We start from the raw sequence: 18,727 nt of genomic DNA, 5'->3' as shown, positions 1-18,727 counted from the left end.
CGAGAGGGGATACGGGGCATGAGTAATCAGTCTTTTAAACTTGGCATACATCCAATTAACTGGGTTGGCGAGGATGTGAAGGAACACGGCGCTGACACCACGTTTGAGCAAATTGTAGATGATATTCAGGCGCTAGGATTGACCGGTACTGAGATGGGACGCAAATATCCGACCGATCCAGCTACTTTGAAAAGTGAGCTTGCGAAACGTGGCATTGAGCTGGTTTCACAGTGGAAATCGGTGCTTTTTTCCGATCCGGCTTATCGGGAGGCAGAGCTTGAAGCTTACCGCAAGCATGTCGAGTTTCTTCATGAAATGGGAAGTACGGTGATCTCAACATGTGAAGTGGGAGGTTCGCTGCACTTTGATCCGCGGCGTACGCCAAATGAGAAGGAAGTACTTCGTTTCGATGAGGCGGCTTGGCGTTCGCTGGCCGAAGGTTTGAATGCAGCCGGAGCTATCGCTAAGGAATATGGTCTCAAATTAACGTATCATCATCACGGCGGAACGGCTGTGGAGCAGCCGGAAGAAATCGATCGCTTAATGGAGCTTACGGATCCAAATCTTGTGTATCTATTGTTTGATACAGGTCACGCCTATTATGGCGGTGCAGACCCGCTTGCGGTTTTGCGTAAGCATTACGACCGTATTGCCTATATTCATTTAAAGGATATTCGGCAAGAGATCCTGGACCAAGCACGCGCTGTGAACGCGGATTTCGTTACTTGCATCCGGCAAGGTGTATTCACGGTACCAGGTGATGGATGTCTGGATTTTGCCCCGATTTTCCGTGAGCTGCTAGATCGCAAGTACAGCGGGTGGGCGATGCTAGAAGGCGAGCAAGACCCTGGGGAACATCCAGCGTACGAATACGCGAAGAAGTCGCTTGATTATATCCAAACGCTTATATCCCAAGAAAGCAGGTAGAGAAGCCATGACCTATGTATCCTTTCCTACGAATAAACCGCTTGATTTTGTAGCAATTGGACGCTTATGCATCGACTTGAATGCGAACGAAATTCATCGCCCGATGGAAGAAACGATGACGTTCACCAAATATGTAGGCGGATCGCCTGCGAACATCACGATTGGGATGTCGCGCTTGGGTCTGAATACGGCTTTCATCGGGAAAGTCGCTAATGATCAAATGGGTCGTTTCATTACGGACTATCTACAGCGCAACAAGATCGACACCACAGGTGTTGTGACAGATACAACCGGAGCCGTGACGGGGCTTGCTTTTACAGAGATTAAAAGTCCTACCGATTGCAGCATTCTGATGTACCGTGACAACGCAGCTGATCTTAAGCTGACGCCTAACGAGGTTCAGGAAGAGCTGATCGCACAGGCGAAAGTGCTGCTTATTTCCGGGACGGCTCTTGCCAAAAGCCCATCGAGGGAAGCGGTATTCCAAGCCCTCAATTATGCGAAAAAGCACGGCGCAGTCATCGTCTTCGATCTGGATTATCGCCCTTATACATGGACATCCCCGGAGGAGACGGCGGTTTATTACAATCTGGCCGCTGAAAAATGCGACATCATCCTCGGAACGCGTGAAGAGTTCGATATGATGGAATGCTTCGAAAATAATGAGTCTTCCGACGATAAAGTTACGGCTTCCAAATGGTTCAACCATTCCGCCAAAATCGTCATCATCAAGCATGGAAAAGACGGCTCCATCGCTTATACGCAGGATGATGAGGGTCACCGGGCGAAGAGTTTCCCGGCTAAAGTCGTCAAAACGTTTGGGGCAGGCGACTCTTATGCCGCTGGTTTCCTATATGGCGTTATGCAAGGCTGGACGCTTGAGAAGAGCATGGAATTCGGTAGCGCAGCCGCATGTATCGTTATTTCCAGCCATAGCTGCTCGGATGCAATGCCTACCGTCTACCAAGTAGAAGACTATATTGAGCGCTGCAATCGCAATGAAATTACGGCCTCATAGGCGAAATTCAGAAACCAGGCAACATTGAAGGGGGAAACCACAATGACACAAGTATTGAAAAACTTGATTGGCGGCGCATGGGTAGAATCCACTGCCTCGCATAACGAAGCTGTGATGAATCCAGCAACCGAAGAAGTAATTGCTTATGTACCATTTTCAACCAAAGAAGATGTAGATCAAGCGGTTCAAGCGGCAAACGCGGCATTCAAAACATGGAGCAATACACCTGTTCCACGCAGAGCCCGCGTTCTGTTCAAATATCAGCAGCTGTTAGTCGATCATTGGGAAGAGCTGGCACGCCTTGTAACGAAAGAAAACGGAAAAAGCTACACGGAAGCTTACGGTGAAGTGCTGCGCGGCATCGAGTGCGTCGAGTTCGCTGCGGGAGCGCCGAATCTCATGATGGGCAAGCAGCTTCCGGATATCGCAACAGGACTGGAGTCTGGCATGTATCGCTATCCAGTTGGCGTTGTTGGCGGTATTACGCCTTTCAACTTCCCGATGATGGTGCCTTGCTGGATGTTCCCGCTGGCGATTGCTTGCGGTAATACGTTCATTCTGAAGCCATCCGAGCGGACGCCACTGCTGGCGAATCGTCTGGCTGAGCTGTTTATGGAAGCAGGCTTGCCGGAAGGTGTGCTGAACATCGTTCATGGCGCGCATGATGTGGTTAATGGCATTTTGGAGCATAAGGACATTAAGGCGGTTTCTTTCGTAGGGTCCCAGCCAGTTGCAGAATATGTGTACAAAACAGCTTCCGCACACGGGAAACGCGTACAGGCGCTGGCTGGTGCCAAAAACCATTCCATCGTCCTGCCAGACGCTAACCTTGACCTAACAGTCAAAGAAATTATTAATGCTTCCTTCGGTTCCGCGGGAGAGCGCTGCATGGCGTGCTCCGTTGTTGTAGCCGTGGGTGAAGTAGGCGATAAGCTCACTCAGAAGTTAGTGGAAGCTGCGGACAAAATTACGATCGGCAACGGCAATGAAGATGGTATTTTCCTTGGCCCAGTCATTCGCGGACCGCATAAGGAGCGCACACTGCAATACATTCAAACAGGGGAGCAAGAAGGAGCTTTACTCCTGCGCGATGGACGCAAAGATACGGCTGCGGGCGGTGAAGGCTACTTCGTTGGGCCAACGATTTTTGACAACGTGCAATGTGATATGAAAATTTGGAAAGACGAAATTTTTGCCCCTGTGCTTTCCATCGTACGGGTTGATTCCCTTGAGGAAGCTATCGATTTGGCGAATCGTTCGGACTTTGCGAATGGCGCTTGTATCTTCACGGATAGCGGAAGCGCTGTAAGACAATTCCGAGATACGATTGATGCCGGGATGCTAGGTGTCAACCTGGGCGTACCAGCACCAATGGCATTCTTCCCATTCTCAGGATGGAAGAAATCTTTCTACGGCGATCTTCATGCGAACGGCACAGATGGCGTTGAATTTTATACACGGAAGAAAATGGTAACGGCTCGCTGGTAATGTAGGGACAAAACGTGATGGAGATAGAGAAGGAGTGGAAAGCATGGCGCTGGTTTCAATGAAAGATATGCTGCAAAAGGCACTGGAAGAGAAGTATGCCGTAGGACAGTTTAATTTGAACAACTTGGAATTTACCCAGGCTATTCTACAAGCGGCGCAGGAAGAGAAGGCACCTGTCATTCTCGGTGTCAGCGAGCCTTATATTCCCTATATGGGCGGACTTCCCTGCATTGTAGGAATGGTCCATGCACTCATTGAACATTACGGAATTACCGTGCCGGTCGCCCTTCATCTGGATCACGGCACAACTTATGAGGTATGTGTACGGGCGATTCATGCAGGCTTTACCTCTGTGATGATCGATGCCTCGCACCACGGATTGGATGCGAACATTGAGGTAACTCAGCGGGTCACCCAAATGGCTCATGTCCTTGGGGCAACGGTTGAAGCAGAGCTTGGTAGAATCACTGGACGCGAGGATGATTTGGTCGTAGACGAAGCCGAGGGGATGTACGCAGTCCCAGAGGATTGCGTCAAACTGGTCAATCAAACCGGGATAGACTGCTTGGCACCTGCTCTAGGTTCCGTGCACGGACCCTACCGAGGTCAGCCTAAACTTGGCTTCGACCGGATGGGCAAAATTCAGCGACTGACTGGTCTACCGCTTGTTCTGCACGGCGGCAGCGGTCTGCCGGAGAGTGAAATTCGGCAAGCGATTGCTTTGGGGACTTGCAAAATTAATGTCAATACAGACAACCAATCAGCCTGTACAGCAGCGATTCGCAGCTATCTACAAGAGCATCCGGAAGCTTACGATCCGCGTAATTATTTGATCCCGGCGCGGGAAGCGATCAAGGCATCGGTGAAGGCGAAAATTCGTTTGTTCGGCAGCGATGGTAAAGCGGGAGGAAATGCACAATGAAGAAGATCAGAGTTGGCATCATCGGTGCGGGACGAATCGGAAAAATTCATACAGATAATCTATTGAAATTGTCGCAGGTTGAAGTTGTTGCGGTGAGTGATTTATTTGCTGGCGAGGAACTTATGGCTTGGGCGGCGGAAAGAGGCATCGATCAAGTTGTACAAGACAGCCAGGTATTAATCGCCAATCCCGACATTGACGCTGTGTTTATTTGCTCGTCAACGGATACGCACGTACCCCTGATTAAACAGGCAGCGAAAGCAGGCAAACACATTTTCTGTGAAAAGCCAGTTTCCATGGACATTACGCAAACCGAGGAAGCGCTGGAATGCGTACGCCAAGCGGGAGTCCAGCTGCAAATCGGGTTCAATCGTAGGTTCGATCATAACTTTAAACGCGTGCGCGACCATGTACAAAATGGGACTATCGGAGACCCTCATATTGTGAAAATCACATCGCGCGACCCAAATCCGCCACATCCGGATTATATTAAAGTTTCCGGCGGTATTTTTATGGATATGATGATCCACGATTTTGATATGGCCAGGTTCGTAACCGGCAGCGAAGTGGAAGAAGTGTATGCACAAGGGAATGTTCTGATCAATCCAGTTTTCGCTGAACACGGCGATGTAGATACGGCTATTGTGACGCTTCGCTTCGCAAACGGTGCGCTCGGCGTCATCGATAATAGCCGCCAGGCTGTCTACGGTTACGATCAGCGCGTAGAAGTATTCGGCTCCAAAGGTAGTGTCGCCGTAACCAACGATCATCCGAATACGGCGGAAATCTCTACAGCCGAAGGCATTACGCGGGATAAACCGCTGCATTTCTTCTTGGAACGCTACAACGCAGCGTATATCCTTGAGACTCAAATGTTCATTGATAGCCTAGTGAATGGTCATGCGCTGCCAGTTGAAGGCTTTGACGGGCTGCAGGCAGAGCGGATCGCATTGGCTGCGAAATTCTCAAGAGAGCTGCAGCGTCCCGTGAAAATCAATGAAATCAGCGAGCTGTTGTCGCAGCAATCTGTAGCACAATAATGCTTAATTATGTGGTAGGGAGGCAGGGATCGCATGTCGGATTCAAATCTGATCGTTAAAGCCCATGAGGCAGATAAAGAAGGTGTCGTCCTTACCGTCACTCCGGAGTCTGCAGGGTGGGAGTATGTTGGATTTCAAGTCGTCAAGCTGGCTGAAGGCCAAGTTCTGCGTCGTGAAACTGGGAGCAATGAAATCTGTCTGGTCCTTTTAAGCGGGAAAGCGGACGTCTCCACCAAGCTCCAAACCTGGCAAGGAATCGGTGAGCGGATGAGCGTATTTGAGAAGATTGCACCGTATTCCGTGTATGTGCCAAATGATGATGTATATGAAGTTAAGGCCCTTACGAACGTGGAGTTGGCGGTATGCGCTGCTCCCGGCTTTGGCCGATACCCAGCTCGATTGATTGAGCCAGCTCATGTGAGCATCGAGGCTCGTGGATATGGCAATATCGAGCGCCGGATTCATAATATACTGCCTGAACAGGAGTCAGCCGACAGCTTGCTCGTTGTGGAGGTTTTTACCCCAGATGGGCATTGGTCCAGCTACCCGCCTCATAAGCATGATCGGGATTCGCTTCCTGATGAGTCATTGCTGGAGGAAACTTACTATTTCCATGTTCAGCCTGAGCAGGGCTTCGCCATTCAACGTGTGTACACAGATGATCGCTCCCTGGATGAGACGCTGGTCGTCCGTGACGGTCAAACGGTGTTGGTGCCGAAAGGTTATCATCCTGTGTGTGCGCCGCCTGGTTATGAAGTATATTACCTGAATGTCATGGCAGGACCTACGAGGACGTGGAAGTTCCACAACGATCCCGATCACGCTTGGCTTATGACGAAACCTCGCGAATAACGGCTGTACGACCGGGTTGCAACTTGGATGCCTTCTGAGCATAATAGAGACTAATGTGGATGAAACAACGATGGGAGAAGCAAATGAAGGCAACCATATATGATGTAGCCCGTGAAGCCGGTGTATCGATAGCGGCAGTTTCGCAGGTCATTAACGGAAAAGGCAAAATCAGCGAAGAGCGACGCAACGAAATTTTTCTCGTTATGCAGCGGTTAAATTATCGACCGAGTGTGATTGCTTCCGCTTTGACAGGCAAAAAGACATATACCCTCGGGCTGCTCGTCCCCGATATTTCTAATCCTTTTTTTGCTGAAATCGCGCATGCGGTGGAAGATCAAGGACATAAGCTTGGTTATAGCATCGTCATCTGCTCAACGCATAACGAAGATGAGCGAATTGAGCGGTACTTGACGCTGCTGCAGCAAAAAAGTGTAGACGGCATGATCATTGGTACAGGAATGGACAATTTGGAACTTTTGTCTCCTTTGGTAGATAAGTCGATTCCGATCGTGTCCATTGCTCGGGAGATGGCAAGTCCCTATGTACAAACCGTGCATGTTGGTGACTTCGAAGGAGGCCAATTAGCTGCGCAGCATTTGCTGGAGCTCGGACATACCCGGATTGCTGTGTTGGCCGAGCATCTGAAGGTCAGTTCCTCCCGTGAGCGCATTCGCGGGTTCCGCGAGGCGTTAGCGGGCGCTGGGCTGGAGCTGCCGGAAGACTCAGTGAAGTCTGGCGGTTATGATCTGCTTCGCGACGGCAAACGCCAAACGATGGAGCTGCTCCAGCAGGAGGGGCGGCCTTCGGCGCTCTTTTGCTGTAATGATCTGCTCGCTATTGGTGCGCTGCAAGCTGCCAAAGCTCTGGGTCTGCGAGTGCCGGAGGATGTATCGATCGTCGGGTTCGACGATACGATTCTAGCCTCGGTCACAGACCCGCCTTTGACTACGATTGCTCAGCCCATTGAAGCGATGGGCAAGCTGGCCGTTGATCTTGTGATCGCGCAGCTCGCGAACAAAGGGGAGGCAAAGCCAGAGCAAGTGCTAAAACCGGAGCTTGTTGTACGCAAGTCTACCGGAGCGATAAGCAAGTAAACAAGCAGGGACCAGTCGATGATTGTCGAATGGTCCTTTCTTGTTGGCTTGGAAGGTGATATTCTTGTTTTATAAAGTTGTCTTAGCAATGATTATAAAATGGGGAGGAGATTTTTTTTGGAAGCTAATAAGTCCTGTTGTTCAGCAAGTCGAGATTCCGCTACACAAGCACACTCCGACGCTCCGACACCTGTTCAGGCTCAGATTCAGGAGATTGGTCCTGTCGATAGTCAAACGTTGGACAAGTCGAGCATGGTTTATTTGGATGGGGGCACGTTCCTGATGGGGACGGACGACCAAGAGGGTTTCCCGGAAGATGGTGAAGGACCGGTACGTGAGGTGACAATCAAGCCATTTTACATAGATCCATGCACAGTAACCAATGCGGAATTCAAGCAATTTATTGATCAAACGGGGTATCGAACCGAAGCGGAATCGTTCGGATGGTCGTTTGTCTTTCATCTATTTGTGTCCGAAGCTACAGCTCAAAAGGTGAAATCCGCCGTCCAGCAAACACCCTGGTGGTGGGTTGTCGAGGGAGCGGATTGGCAGCATCCGGAAGGACCGGATTCGAATGTGGAAGACAGATGGGATCATCCCGTAATCCATGTGTCCTATCAGGATGCGCTAGCCTACTGCAAATGGTCTGGCAAACGTCTTCCTACAGAAGCCGAATGGGAGTATGCCGCTCGAGGCGGTTTGGTACAAAAGCGCTATCCCTGGGGGGATGAGCTGAAACCGGGCGGCCAGCATAGATGCAACATTTGGCAGGGAAAATTCCCGATCAAAAATAATGCTAGCGACGGCTACGCGGGTACTGCGCCGGTTCAAGCGTTCGAGCCTAATGGATACGGATTGTATAACGTTTCGGGCAACGTTTGGGAGTGGTGCTCGGACTGGTTCAGCCCGGACTATCATATCAAAGCCAAACGAGTGAACCCGTCAGGGCCGCCAACCGGCCAAGCCCGTGTGATGCGCGGAGGCTCCTACTTGTGTCACAAATCGTACTGCAATCGGTACCGGGTAGCTGCGCGAAGCAAGAACACACCGGATAGCTCAACTGGGAATATTGGATTCCGCTGCGCAGCAGATGCTGAATAGAGACATTGCTTTCACGATAGGAGGTTCGGCTTACTGTGATCAAGTGTAGACATTGTTCCAAAACGACAGATCTTCAATTGCAGAAATGTACGCATTGCGGAGTAGTTCTGGGTTATTCGGTTGCAGAGAAATTCGATCTACTCGCTGAATCGGTTGAGCATGCACTGAAGAAGGAATTGGAAGCTAGAAGAAAGCTGAAGCATTAACGGGAAGTAGAAAGACAATAGGGAGAGGTCGCTTAAAGAGCGGCCTCTTTTGGTTGGTTTGTGGTTTGAGGTTTGAGGTTTGTGGGTGTGGCTATGAGTATGAGTATGAGTATGAGTGTTGGTGACTGTGTATGTATATGTGCTGCGGAGTATAACGCCGATTACTCCTGTTATTTTCAGCAAATGAGTAGATTTTTCCTAAATAACTGGAATTTCTACAGCTAAATTCACCGGTTCTAGCAGATTTCGTGCAGCTAGAGATGATTAGCTGGAGTTTCTACTGCTACTTCATTCCCTGTCACAATTCAGCGTAGAATAACGGTAGTATTTCCAGTTATTTCAAAATGGTGAACAAGCATGCCGCCAATACACGGTGGGATTGACGCCGAAGGAGTATCAGAGGGGACTGCGGGCGTAGGCGCTATCAAACCGCAAAATAGTCGTATTTTTGCACAAGATGTGTGTACATTTGGTAAGCGAATATTGGTAAGCTTGAACCAATAAGCTGAAGGAGGAAATAAGCATGCTCAAAGTTGCTATTATTGGTGCAGGAGCCATTTCGACCGCACATATCGAAGCCTATTTGAAATTCCCGGAGCGCTGCCAAATTGTGGCGATTAGTGATATCTATGTGGATAAGGCGCAGGAGCGAATTGACCATTATGGGTTGAATGCCCAAGCTGTCAAAGATTATAAAGAACTTCTCACGGGGGAAATTGACCTCGTTTCCATTTGTACACCACCGTATACCCATGCTTCATTGGCTGTTGAATTTATGGAGGCGAACACGCATGTGATGGTGGAAAAGCCGATGGCGTCTTCGCTTGAAGAATGCGATGCGATGAATGAAGCGTCGCGACGTACAGGCAAGCTGTTGTCCGTTGTGGCGCAAAATCGCTTCAAAACACCAATGATGAAAATGAAATCTGTCCTTGAAAGCGGACTCATGGGGAATATCCTGCACGTGCAAGTAGATTCATTCTGGTGGCGTGGCCATTCCTATTATGATCTGTGGTGGCGCGGCACATGGGAAAAAGAAGGCGGCGGTCCAACGCTGAACCACGCCGTGCATCATATTGATGCGCTGCTGTGGATGATGGGCAGCCCCAGCGAAGTGCAGGCATTCATGAGCAATGTTGCACATGATAATGCCGAAGTGGAGGATCTTTCGATCGGCATGCTGCGCTTTGCGAACGGATCACTCGGTCAACTGACCTCCTCAGTGGTTCATCACGGGGAAGAGCAGCAGTTGATTTTCCAAGGCGCTAAAGCGCGTGTCTCAACACCTTGGAAGGTGAAAGCATCGAACTCCAAAGCGAACGGTTTCCCTGAGCCGAATGCAGAACTGGAATCACAGCTGCAAGCTCTCTATGATACTCTGCCGGTAGTTGTGCATGAAGGGCATGCAGGCCAGATTGACAATGTCCTTACGTCTATTGAAACAGGCGCACCTCTTCTGATCGATGGGATTAGCGGCAGACAAACGCTTGAATTAATTACAGCTATCTATAAGTCGGCAAGCACTGGACAATTGGTGAAATTCCCGATTGGTCCTGAGGATGCGTTCTACACCCGTGAAGGTGTTCAAGCGAATGCTATTCATTTCTATGAAAAAAATAAGTCGATCGAAAATTTTGCAACGACTTCCATTACAACGGGAAGCAGCTACAAGTAAGGATGCAATTTAAATAAGTTAGCGCTGCTTTTGCCATTGCAAACGGAATTGATGCGGCGTGCTGCCCATGCGGTTTTTAAACATTTTGCAGAAGTAGGAGCTGTTCGTAATGCCTATGTTTTCGGCAATCTGTGCAATTGACTGCTCAGTTGAGGTTAACAGCATGACAGCTTGCTGCATTCTGCGTGCAGTCACATAGTCGGAAATACTGCTGCCTGTGCACTCTTTGAATAGGTGAGAGAGATGGTAGGGAGACAGGTGAAGCTCGCTGGCCATGTGCTCGAGTCGAAGCGGCTCGGTGTAATGTCCTTCGAGCCAGCCAAGAATGCGCTCAGCCTGATGCTTATGACGGGTATGGCCGGAGTCGAACTGCACGTCGCTTCGCTCCCATATTTGCCGTAAGGCCCGGAAGAAGGCAACCAGGAATAAGGAGAATTCCTCCAACTCGTCTTTCTTCGCTAACATCGGTATTTTCTCTTCCAGACTTGGAAAAATGGAAAGCAGCGATTCCGGTTCGCCGATCTTGTAAAGGCATGGCGCAGGCAGCTTGCTAGTGTGCATTTGCTTGAAAAATGTAAGCAGCTTCGGCCATCTCTCAAAATAAGTTTCATAGAGATAGGGCTCATAGTGCACAATCGAGCGGATGAAAGGCGTGTCGGGACTCACTTGGATATGGTGCAGTTGATAGGGTTGGAAAATGCAGAGCATGCCAGCCGTAACCTCATAGCTTTGCTGATCCACAATCAGCGTGCCCTGTCCTTCGTGTACGATCAAGATCTCCACCCCTTGATGAGCATGAAAGGTGCCATGAAACTGTTCGTTGCCGATCGTTTGACGCCGATAGGCAAAGTAGAGCGGACTCTCGCTGAAGCTAAGATTCTGAATATACGTCATCTGAAGCACGTCCCTCTGCTGCCGCGGCAGCGTTAAAAGAGCTTAATCCCAGCTTGCGAAAGCTGATGGATTAAGCTTTTTTCTGTAAGAATTCGTACGAGTTAGAGATTAGGGGAACTACAGTCCACTATTTCTCAGAAAAACCTGTTTTTCATATGCAAGGGGAACTGCGGTCCGCTATTTTGCCGATATCACTAGAAAAACATACATTACGGACAAATAAGAGCCTGTAGTTCCGTTCAGAAGGAAAACGGGGCGTTTTTCTCCAAATAGTGAACTCAAGTTCCCTTAACTCAGATGCTCATCTCTCTACCTAAAAGGAATTTTCTTATTCCGCCGTTACTTTTTGCATTTTGGCCGGATTGTTAATTTTGTAAGGTACAGGGTGCTTGCTAAGCTTCTTGGCTACGATTTTGCACTCAAAGGTGACGGTATCTCCAACTTCGAGTTCCAGCTTTTTCAGCGTGTTGCTATGACTGGACCACGCTGTGCCAATCTCCATCGCAGGATCCGTGATGGAAACAGCTTCATAAATAATAACTTCATCATCATTATCGGAGAAATTGTTAGGGACGGTTGTGAATTCCTGGACCGTAGCTATCATTTTTACTTTATCCTCAGGCAGCTCCAGCTTAGGAGCCTTCTCTTTTTTGGCTGCTTTTTCTTTCGGCTGTTTTGTTTTCGGAGCTTTCGCTTCTGCCTCCTCTTGGTCGGCAGGAGCAGAGTCATCTGCGATGGAGATGGAGTCCACAGCAGCAACCAGTGCTTCGGTTTCAGGCTCTGCAGCCTCAGTTCCAGCTGTCTCATCTGACGCTACTGTTAGTCTTTGGCTGTAATTAGCCGCCTGCATCTCCTTCAGATAGGAGGGGTGAATGCAGTGGAGTTGTTTATTGTCGAATGCAATAACAGCCGTCATTTGATCCACCAAGCCGACGATGTCGCAAGGCAAGTTCATGCCGTTGTTTTTGTAATAAAAAGCTTTCGTTTTGGCTGCTTTCTCAGAAAGCAAGCCCCATGCTTTACACTGCTCCAGTTGTTCGGCTTCATCCTCGAAGGATGTGTATGTTTCGGGCTGAATGGTGAATGCAAGTACCATATTCGGTGCCGCCTTTCTATGTATTTATAAGATTAGGTTCGATTATTGTTCTAATCGGAAATCATCCGTTTTCTCGCCGTCTTCCCAAATTTCCACAAATAAGGCTTCACTGTTATCGAAATCAGCAGGCGTGAACGATAGCGCTTTCTCCTCGTCTGTTCCCACATAAACATTTTCCATTTCTTCGCCGTCGAAAGAGAGAATGACGTATATTTTCATGCCAAAATGCCTCCAAATAAGTTGATATGGCTTATTATAACACAATCGTCCGAAAGTTCGCATGAAGTGGCAGAGGTTGAAATGACAAAAACAAGCTGCCTACTGGCAACTTATTTTTTGGCCGTAAGATATCCGCAGAGATGAAGCACCTAGTAAAGCTAGTAGTGGAGGGAGAGACCATATTCTCCTGATGCGGAAGACGTATTATTCAGGAGAGCTACAAATCCGATATCGCCGTAAGTTCTTGTAAACGTGCTGCCTGTTGGCACTGTGAAAGTGTCGATAGAAGCTCCAACTGAGTTGCGAATGGTCACATCTACGTGTCCTCCACCTGACGCTTTTACACTAACAGAACCGCTAATTGGTAGTGGCGGGATGGCAGGAGCTGAAGTATCAATCGCGTACACGGTTAGTGAATTGCCGGCAGTAATCATAAAGGTTCCACAGATATCGTCATTAAAAGATCCTCTATTGTTGCATAGACAAGGCATACAATCATCTCCTACGGATCTAGTTTGCTAAATCATTACTTTACTATTAATGCTGGATGATTGTAGTTGGTATAGATACTAACATAGCAGCTCGTCTATATTTAGAAATATGTTCATCTACCTAGCAGTTCTATGATTTACAGGTGATTTGCTCCGTTTCTTCTTTTACTAGACAGATCTCCTCTTTGCCTGGGCTGTCACTTATGATCTGTGGTCGAGGAGTAACCAGTATTTTTTTCTTAAGACTCTTACGTTTTTTTCTAGCAAAATAATAATGTGCGGTGATGGAGAATTGGCCAATACCTTTAAGCTCTGCTGAACTTGAGGAGCTTATTTCTAGACTTGCGACGGCTCCCAATGTGATTGATTTCGTCTGATTCAATTCGGTTAGTGTAAATAAGGTGATATCGGAAATCCCGTCCCCTGTTGTATCTGCTTTAACCGTCAACGTACAATGCGGACTTTGATTCCGAACAGTAATCGTTCCAAATGGAAGATTGCGCCCTGTGTTGAGCGTTCGCCAGTATTGCACGCTTTCGCCGTTGCTTTCCTGTGAAATGCTGCCGCAGATTTCATCTGTTACGAGCCGTTTCTGAAGTGGAGATGTTTTCCTCTTTCTGCAGATGGTCTTTTTTATCTTTTTAGTTCTGCAAATTTTGCATGATTTTCTAACACGTCTTTTATGACACGGCAAAGAAAACACCTCCTATACATCAATTTATGGATGAAACCTCGTTTATGGTTGGACGGCTTGACTAATGAATCCATCCATGTTTATTTCTAATGCCCGTCGCACTGGCTTAAAATCCCGCTAAAGTTCATATACATCAATACAAGCTCGAACGCCAGAGATGAGCGAAAGAGTTTCTTGGCAAGCGGCTGCGCGGAATAGGATTGAGGGGGTTTCTACGATGTTGATTGCGGTTATTTGCGTAATCGGGTGTCTCTGCGGGTTTATGCTTTTTAGAAAAAATGTCCTTCGGCCAGGTTACACGCCAGGCGCAGACAAAGTGAAGCTGTCCGTCATTATTCCAGCTAGAAATGAAGCGTGCAATCTGCCCCATCTGCTCCATGCGCTCAACATACAAACCCTGGAACCTTTTGAAATTATCGTTGTTGATGATTTTTCGGAGGATGATACCAAGGAGGTCGCGGAAAGCTACGGAGTTACCGTTATCTCTAATCCCAGCCTTCCGGAGGGCTGGACCGGCAAAAATTGGGCCGTGTGGAATGGCTACTTGCATGCCACTGGAGATATGATTGCCTTTCTTGACGCCGACATCCGGCTAGTACCTCGCGCATTGGAAATGTTAGTCATGGCCAGGCAGCAAGCCGGAGGTGTCATCTCGGTCGTTCCTTACCACTACACGGTGACTTTCGGTGAAAGGCTGGCTCTTATTTTTAATTTCTTAGGACTTTTTGCTTTCACGTCACCTTTTGAGAAAGACAACCCGAATAAGGGACTGTACGGATCCTGCATTTTAACAACAAGAGAAGATTACGAAACCATTAAAGGCCATGAAGGCATCAAGGCGGAGATGCTGGACGACCTGAATCTTGGAGCAGCCTTTCGCAAAGCCGGCATCGAAGTCACGAATTTTATTGGCTACGGTCTTGTTTCCTTCCGTATGTATGCGCAGGGAATGCAAAGCCGAATCCAGGGTTTCGGTAAAGGAGCCGTCCTCGGCACATCCAAGCTGAAGGGTGGAACTATCGCTCTTATTGCTCTGTGGGTGGTCGGACTCATAGCTTCGGAAACGTTCTTTTTATTTATAAATACGTCTTGGTGGCTGCCCTTGTTTGCCGGCTATTTGATCTATATGCTTCAGCTGTTCTACTTCGTTAGGTACGTAGGGAAGTTTGGCTTTGTCATGCCCATTTTGCATATCTGTTCAACGATATTTATGGTTGTTGTCATGCTGTACTCCGTTTATCAAGTGGTGTTTCTGGGCCATGTAGCGTGGAAAGGAAGAAACGTCAAAGTAGGAAGCAGGCGGTAGCTATGACTCTCGTATGGACGGCTTGCGCTTTATTATCAGGTTCTCTGATGTTTTCTTATTGGCTTGGGCTCATGGCGAGGCACAATCTAAAACACGTAGGAGATGGCAATCCAGGGGCTTTGAATTTGTGGAAAGCAGCGGGATATCAGATCGGGCTTACGGGCATTATTCTCGACTTTTTAAAAGGGTACCTGGTGCTGGTTTGGATCTTAGGATTCAACTTGGAAAATGCGCGTGTTCAAGGCTACGCAATGATTCCTGTGGCGCTCGCCCCCATTGTGGGGCATGCGTTTTCGCCATTTCTGAAAGGCAAGGGAGGCAAAGCGATTGCGGTTACTTTCGGTGTCTGGAGCGCGCTGACGAGGTTTGAGGCTTCCATCGCATTAGCGGTTATTTTGGCTGTTAGCTTGGCTATAGCGAAGTTGGTTACAAGAGGAAGGCCGATTTCCTCCTCGGCAGACGGGTTGCAAGTGGTAGTGGGCATGCTGCTTTTAGGCGTGTATTTGTATATAAGCGGCTACGTGGAAGCCATATTGTGGGTGTGGCTGGGAAATGCAGGGTTAATTGCGTATAAGCATCGAAAGGAACTTGCTTTTTACTTGTCAAAAAAGCAGTCTGAGCCAGGCGGCGAATAAACGCGCCAGCATGCGCCCAGCAAGGAAATAGGGGTCACTACGATCTGATTACATACTAGTCCCGACTAAGGGAAAAACTAGGAAACAATCAGAAAGGAGTGACCCCTTTGCATGGATAACAGCCTTCACTTAAAAGAGGAACGCTTAAATGCTGTAAGCCACGGAATCGGCGCGGCGCTTAGCGCTTTCGGCCTCGTGCTGCTCCTTCAGCGAGCCGCGATGTTCGAGGATTTTGCTTATACGATTAGCAATGCGATTTATGGCTTATCCTTTTGCATGGTTTATCTGTCCTCAACACTCCTGCATTGTTCTCGCTCGCGCAAATGGGGTGAGCGCTTCGAAGTGCTGGATCATGCTGCCATTTTTATCGCCATTGCGGGTTCTTACACGCCATTCCTCATGATTACGCTACAGGGCACATTGGGCTACTCTATGCTGCTGCTGATCTGGGTGCTTGCCTTTGGGGGTGTGCGTTATATCAAATTTATCATTCGGCGGTTTATCCCGTGGGGACTGCTCCTATATTTGCTGATGGCTGGGTTCATGGCCTCGCTGATTTCACCGCTGCAGGAACGGCTTCCTTTGATGGCTGTCATTTGGATCGTATCGGGCCTGATTCTGTATATTATCGGATTGTTATTCTTTCTATGGCGGAAATTACGCTATCATCATCTCGTTTGGCATGTATTCGTCATTGCCGGCAGCGGCTGTCATTTCATTGCGGTGTACACGTATGTCATGCCGGCTGTTCTTTGACTAACACCGCGGCGCAGCTAGGTAGACAACAGTCTCCTCCGGACTTCTGAAGGCGGATAACTCTTATATTTTTTATAAAGTTTTGTAAAATAGTTCGCATTCCCGCAGCCGATTCTCTCGGCAATCTCAGTGACCGTCCATTCCGTTTCACGGAGTAGGCGGTCTGCTTCGTTAATACGCAGCCAATTAACAAAATCAACGAAAGTTCGCCCCGTCAGCTTTTTAAACGTTTTGCAAAAATGGTAGGGGTTGAGGTTGACCATCCTCGCCGCTTGTTCAACAGAGAGCGGTTCTGCAAGATGAGCCTCAATGTGTTGAATTAACGGTTTGAATGACTCAGAATGCCGCAGGGGAGCGGGTTTATCCACGAACTTCTCAGGCAGAAATTGCCTGGAAAGCAAAGCGAAAAGCAGATGAAAGTTATGCTTGATGACAAGCTCGTAGGCAGCGGCTTGCTGCTCAAATTCATCGGTTGATTCACGAATGAGCCGCCGGAAAGGAGCTCCAAGTTCGTCGCTCGCGCTAAGCTTAGCAGGTAGTTGCGCCCGTCCATCGAGGAAGGGCAACATGTACCTCTCGAAGACAGGATCGGGATGCAGCATACGCAGTAGGGAAGCGTTGAAGACAACGGCTACGAATTCTACGTCTTCATCAGATGCGTTATAGCCAACATGAAGCGCCCCGGCAGGAACGAACAGCAGGTCGCCGGCGCTCGCCTCATAAGGGCGGCTATCGATATGAAACTGCGCCTTGCCGGCCCGCATATCGATAATTTCGAAGTGCTCATGCCAATGCAAATTTAAAATGGTGTCGTCCTTTTTGGCCATCCGGGATCGGTTCCGGTAAAAGCGGATCGGATAATTACTGTCCCAGAGAGGTGTTTTCTCCCTTAAATCTTGGGGATAAGTCATGCGCTGCCTCCCTTTCTAGCTTTCATTTTAGAGCAAGATTGCTGCTGTTTTCAATAGTAGCTAGATTCAATTTTTAATAGTGTTCGAAATGTGAGATAGACTGACAAATATCGAAAATATAAACTATAAATATATTCCAATTCAGTTGGAATTTAGTTGAATGGGAAGGGGGAGCCGTTACGATCAGGTTCATATGTTCAGCCAACATTTATGTGGAGGAGATAACATGCAACACACAGTGATTGTACCAGTGAATCAAGACTACGCCATTCTGAACTTGTTTACGGATTCATTGCTGAGAACCGTAAGTCCATCAACCCAAATCATATTCATTAACGATGGATCAGGCGCAGCCGTCAAGCAGCATCTCCATAAGCTGCAAGCGGAATGCAGGGATGGAGTAACGATTGAGATATTAGAGCACGACTATCCACTAGGATGCTCGGTTTCTATTAACCGTGCGCTCAGAATCGCGCAAGGCGAATATATTTATTTTTTGGATTCGGATACGATGCTGAATCATGGCTGGCAAGCGATGATGAGTGAAACATTAAATAGCAATAGCCAGATAGGCATGGTTGGCGGCGTACTGCTATACCCTCAAACCGGTGGTATCCAGCACTGCGGTATCGCCTTTACAGACGCAATCGGGCGGCATTTGTTCTTAAATGCTTCACCTTCGGATATTCCTCAGACTACGTTTTCTGTCCAGCTTGTCGTATTTGCTATGTTTGGGATGAAGCGGGAAGTCTATCAAGCAGTAGGAGAATTGGATGAGGAATTTTTTAATGGATATGAAGACTTTGATTATCAAATGAGAGCTAGAGCTGAGGGATATGATATCGTCATTAATCCTGAGATTACGGCTTATCACTGGGAGCGGAGCAGCGGGATTCACCGCAGTCATAACCGTAAGAACAACCTTGGCCGTTTCTGGAAAAAATGGGGCAGCGAAATGAAAGCCGATATTTGGCCATTCATGCTAGAACGTTTAGACAAGCATCTGAAAGAAGAAGCGATGGTAGTTTCAGCTCATCCGATGATAGGCGTAGATCTGGCAGAGGTTCGAGCCGATGCGGATACGTTCTGGAAGCGACTGGAGGATGCAGACATCTGCAAGGTGACGGAAGTTTATGATTACTCCAATCGCTTTAATTCGAGTGGCGCCATCTGGTTGCCGCAGGTGCTTGGTAAGGAGCTTTTTCAGAGCAAGCAGCGGTTGTTAATTCTAGTTGATAACTTCACACGGCTGCTGGAGAACCGTTATTGGATTGAAATGCGTCATGCCAAACGAGTGAACGATTTAATTATCGATTTGTATGGAAATGTGATTACGATTGATCGAATTTATGAAAGCTGCTGGCCGGGTACCAAAGTTCGATAATCAGAAGGAGGGTGGAAC

At 48.2% G+C, this 18,727-nt stretch carries 20 protein-coding genes; 14 read left to right on the top strand and 6 right to left on the bottom strand.

Annotated elements, in window-relative coordinates; translation table 11 throughout:
- The first annotated feature begins 18 nt into the window (after positions 1-18).
- The 10 genes from iolE (at position 19) to GQF01_RS08350 (ending at position 10,323) form a co-directional block, all read left to right on the top strand.
- Complete coding sequence (gene iolE / locus GQF01_RS08395) at positions 19-927, top strand: myo-inosose-2 dehydratase (RefSeq protein ID WP_161406321.1); 909 nt, start codon at positions 19-21, stop codon at positions 925-927.
- 7 nt (positions 928-934) lie between these two features.
- Positions 935-1,945 (top strand): 5-dehydro-2-deoxygluconokinase, encoded by a 1,011-nt coding sequence (gene iolC, locus GQF01_RS08390; protein ID WP_161406479.1) that lies wholly within the window; start codon positions 935-937, stop codon positions 1,943-1,945.
- 42 nt (positions 1,946-1,987) lie between these two features.
- Positions 1,988-3,433: a CoA-acylating methylmalonate-semialdehyde dehydrogenase gene (locus tag GQF01_RS08385; protein ID WP_161406320.1), complete on the top strand. Its 1,446-nt coding sequence runs from the start codon at positions 1,988-1,990 to the stop codon at positions 3,431-3,433.
- Positions 3,434-3,476: 43 nt separating this feature from the next.
- Positions 3,477-4,355: a class II fructose-1,6-bisphosphate aldolase gene (fba, locus tag GQF01_RS08380; protein WP_161406319.1), complete on the top strand. Its 879-nt coding sequence runs from the start codon at positions 3,477-3,479 to the stop codon at positions 4,353-4,355.
- Positions 4,352-5,395 carry an inositol 2-dehydrogenase gene (gene iolG / locus GQF01_RS08375; protein ID WP_161406318.1) on the top strand — a complete coding sequence of 348 codons (1,044 nt, stop codon included), beginning with the start codon at positions 4,352-4,354 and terminating at the stop codon, positions 5,393-5,395. Before fba ends, iolG begins: the two co-directional genes overlap by 4 nt.
- A gap of 33 nt (positions 5,396-5,428) precedes the next feature.
- Positions 5,429-6,247, top strand: coding sequence for a 5-deoxy-glucuronate isomerase (gene iolB / locus GQF01_RS08370; protein WP_161406317.1), 819 nt, complete (start codon positions 5,429-5,431; stop codon positions 6,245-6,247).
- An 83-nt stretch (positions 6,248-6,330) separates the two neighbouring features.
- Positions 6,331-7,341, top strand: coding sequence for a LacI family DNA-binding transcriptional regulator (locus tag GQF01_RS08365; protein WP_161406478.1), 1,011 nt, complete (start codon positions 6,331-6,333; stop codon positions 7,339-7,341).
- 204 nt (positions 7,342-7,545) lie between these two features.
- Positions 7,546-8,442 carry a formylglycine-generating enzyme family protein gene (locus GQF01_RS08360; RefSeq protein WP_328803422.1) on the top strand — a complete coding sequence of 299 codons (897 nt, stop codon included), beginning with the start codon at positions 7,546-7,548 and terminating at the stop codon, positions 8,440-8,442.
- Between the two features lie 35 nt (positions 8,443-8,477).
- Positions 8,478-8,648: a hypothetical protein gene (locus tag GQF01_RS08355; protein ID WP_161406315.1), complete on the top strand. Its 171-nt coding sequence runs from the start codon at positions 8,478-8,480 to the stop codon at positions 8,646-8,648.
- Between the two features lie 523 nt (positions 8,649-9,171).
- On the top strand, positions 9,172-10,323 hold the full coding sequence (locus GQF01_RS08350) for a Gfo/Idh/MocA family protein (protein ID WP_161406314.1): 1,152 nt from the start codon (positions 9,172-9,174) through the stop codon (positions 10,321-10,323).
- An 18-nt stretch (positions 10,324-10,341) separates the two neighbouring features.
- Here the strand turns inward: GQF01_RS08350 and GQF01_RS08345 are convergent, their stop codons facing one another.
- The 5 genes from GQF01_RS08345 to GQF01_RS08330 form a co-directional block, all read right to left on the bottom strand.
- Positions 10,342-11,217, bottom strand: a complete 876-nt coding sequence (locus tag GQF01_RS08345) for a helix-turn-helix transcriptional regulator (protein ID WP_161406313.1) — start codon at positions 11,215-11,217, stop codon at positions 10,342-10,344.
- A 328-nt stretch (positions 11,218-11,545) separates the two neighbouring features.
- Positions 11,546-12,313 (bottom strand): hypothetical protein, encoded by a 768-nt coding sequence (locus tag GQF01_RS08340; RefSeq protein WP_161406312.1) that lies wholly within the window; start codon positions 12,311-12,313, stop codon positions 11,546-11,548.
- A gap of 42 nt (positions 12,314-12,355) precedes the next feature.
- Positions 12,356-12,532 carry a hypothetical protein gene (locus GQF01_RS35885; RefSeq protein ID WP_164819425.1) on the bottom strand — a complete coding sequence of 59 codons (177 nt, stop codon included), beginning with the start codon at positions 12,530-12,532 and terminating at the stop codon, positions 12,356-12,358.
- Between the two features lie 158 nt (positions 12,533-12,690).
- A complete protein-coding gene (locus GQF01_RS08335) occupies positions 12,691-13,023 on the bottom strand; it encodes an S-Ena type endospore appendage (protein ID WP_161406311.1) in 333 nt (110 codons plus the stop codon).
- A gap of 130 nt (positions 13,024-13,153) precedes the next feature.
- Entirely contained in the window at positions 13,154-13,726 is a 573-nt protein-coding gene (locus GQF01_RS08330; protein WP_328803417.1) for an S-Ena type endospore appendage, read from the bottom strand.
- Positions 13,727-13,979: 253 nt separating this feature from the next.
- Between GQF01_RS08330 and GQF01_RS08325 the strand changes: the two genes are divergently transcribed.
- The 3 genes from GQF01_RS08325 to trhA all read left to right on the top strand — a co-directional run bounded on the left by GQF01_RS08325 (position 13,980) and on the right by trhA (position 16,414).
- Complete coding sequence (locus GQF01_RS08325) at positions 13,980-15,023, top strand: glycosyltransferase family 2 protein (protein ID WP_235959092.1); 1,044 nt, start codon at positions 13,980-13,982, stop codon at positions 15,021-15,023.
- 2 nt (positions 15,024-15,025) lie between these two features.
- Positions 15,026-15,658, top strand: coding sequence for a glycerol-3-phosphate acyltransferase (locus GQF01_RS08320; protein ID WP_161406308.1), 633 nt, complete (start codon positions 15,026-15,028; stop codon positions 15,656-15,658).
- Between the two features lie 111 nt (positions 15,659-15,769).
- Entirely contained in the window at positions 15,770-16,414 is a 645-nt protein-coding gene (gene trhA / locus GQF01_RS08315) for a PAQR family membrane homeostasis protein TrhA (protein WP_161406307.1), read from the top strand.
- A gap of 17 nt (positions 16,415-16,431) precedes the next feature.
- Here trhA and GQF01_RS08310 read toward each other — a convergent pair whose 3' ends face one another.
- A complete protein-coding gene (locus GQF01_RS08310) occupies positions 16,432-17,325 on the bottom strand; it encodes an AraC family transcriptional regulator (protein WP_161406306.1) in 894 nt (297 codons plus the stop codon).
- A 226-nt stretch (positions 17,326-17,551) separates the two neighbouring features.
- On the opposite strand from GQF01_RS08310, the gene GQF01_RS08305 reads away from it, so the two are divergent.
- The gene (locus tag GQF01_RS08305; RefSeq protein WP_161406305.1) at positions 17,552-18,709 is read left to right on the top strand and encodes a glycosyltransferase family 2 protein; all 1,158 of its coding nucleotides are present in this window, start codon (positions 17,552-17,554) and stop codon (positions 18,707-18,709) included.
- The last annotated feature ends 18 nt before the right edge of the window (positions 18,710-18,727 follow it).

It is taken from the genome of Paenibacillus silvestris (assembly GCF_009882985.1).
GTDB lineage: Bacteria > Bacillota > Bacilli > Paenibacillales > NBRC-103111 > Paenibacillus_E > Paenibacillus_E silvestris.
The sequence above is the reverse complement of the archived record's forward strand: the minus strand, read 5'-3'. Positions and strand labels throughout refer to the sequence as shown.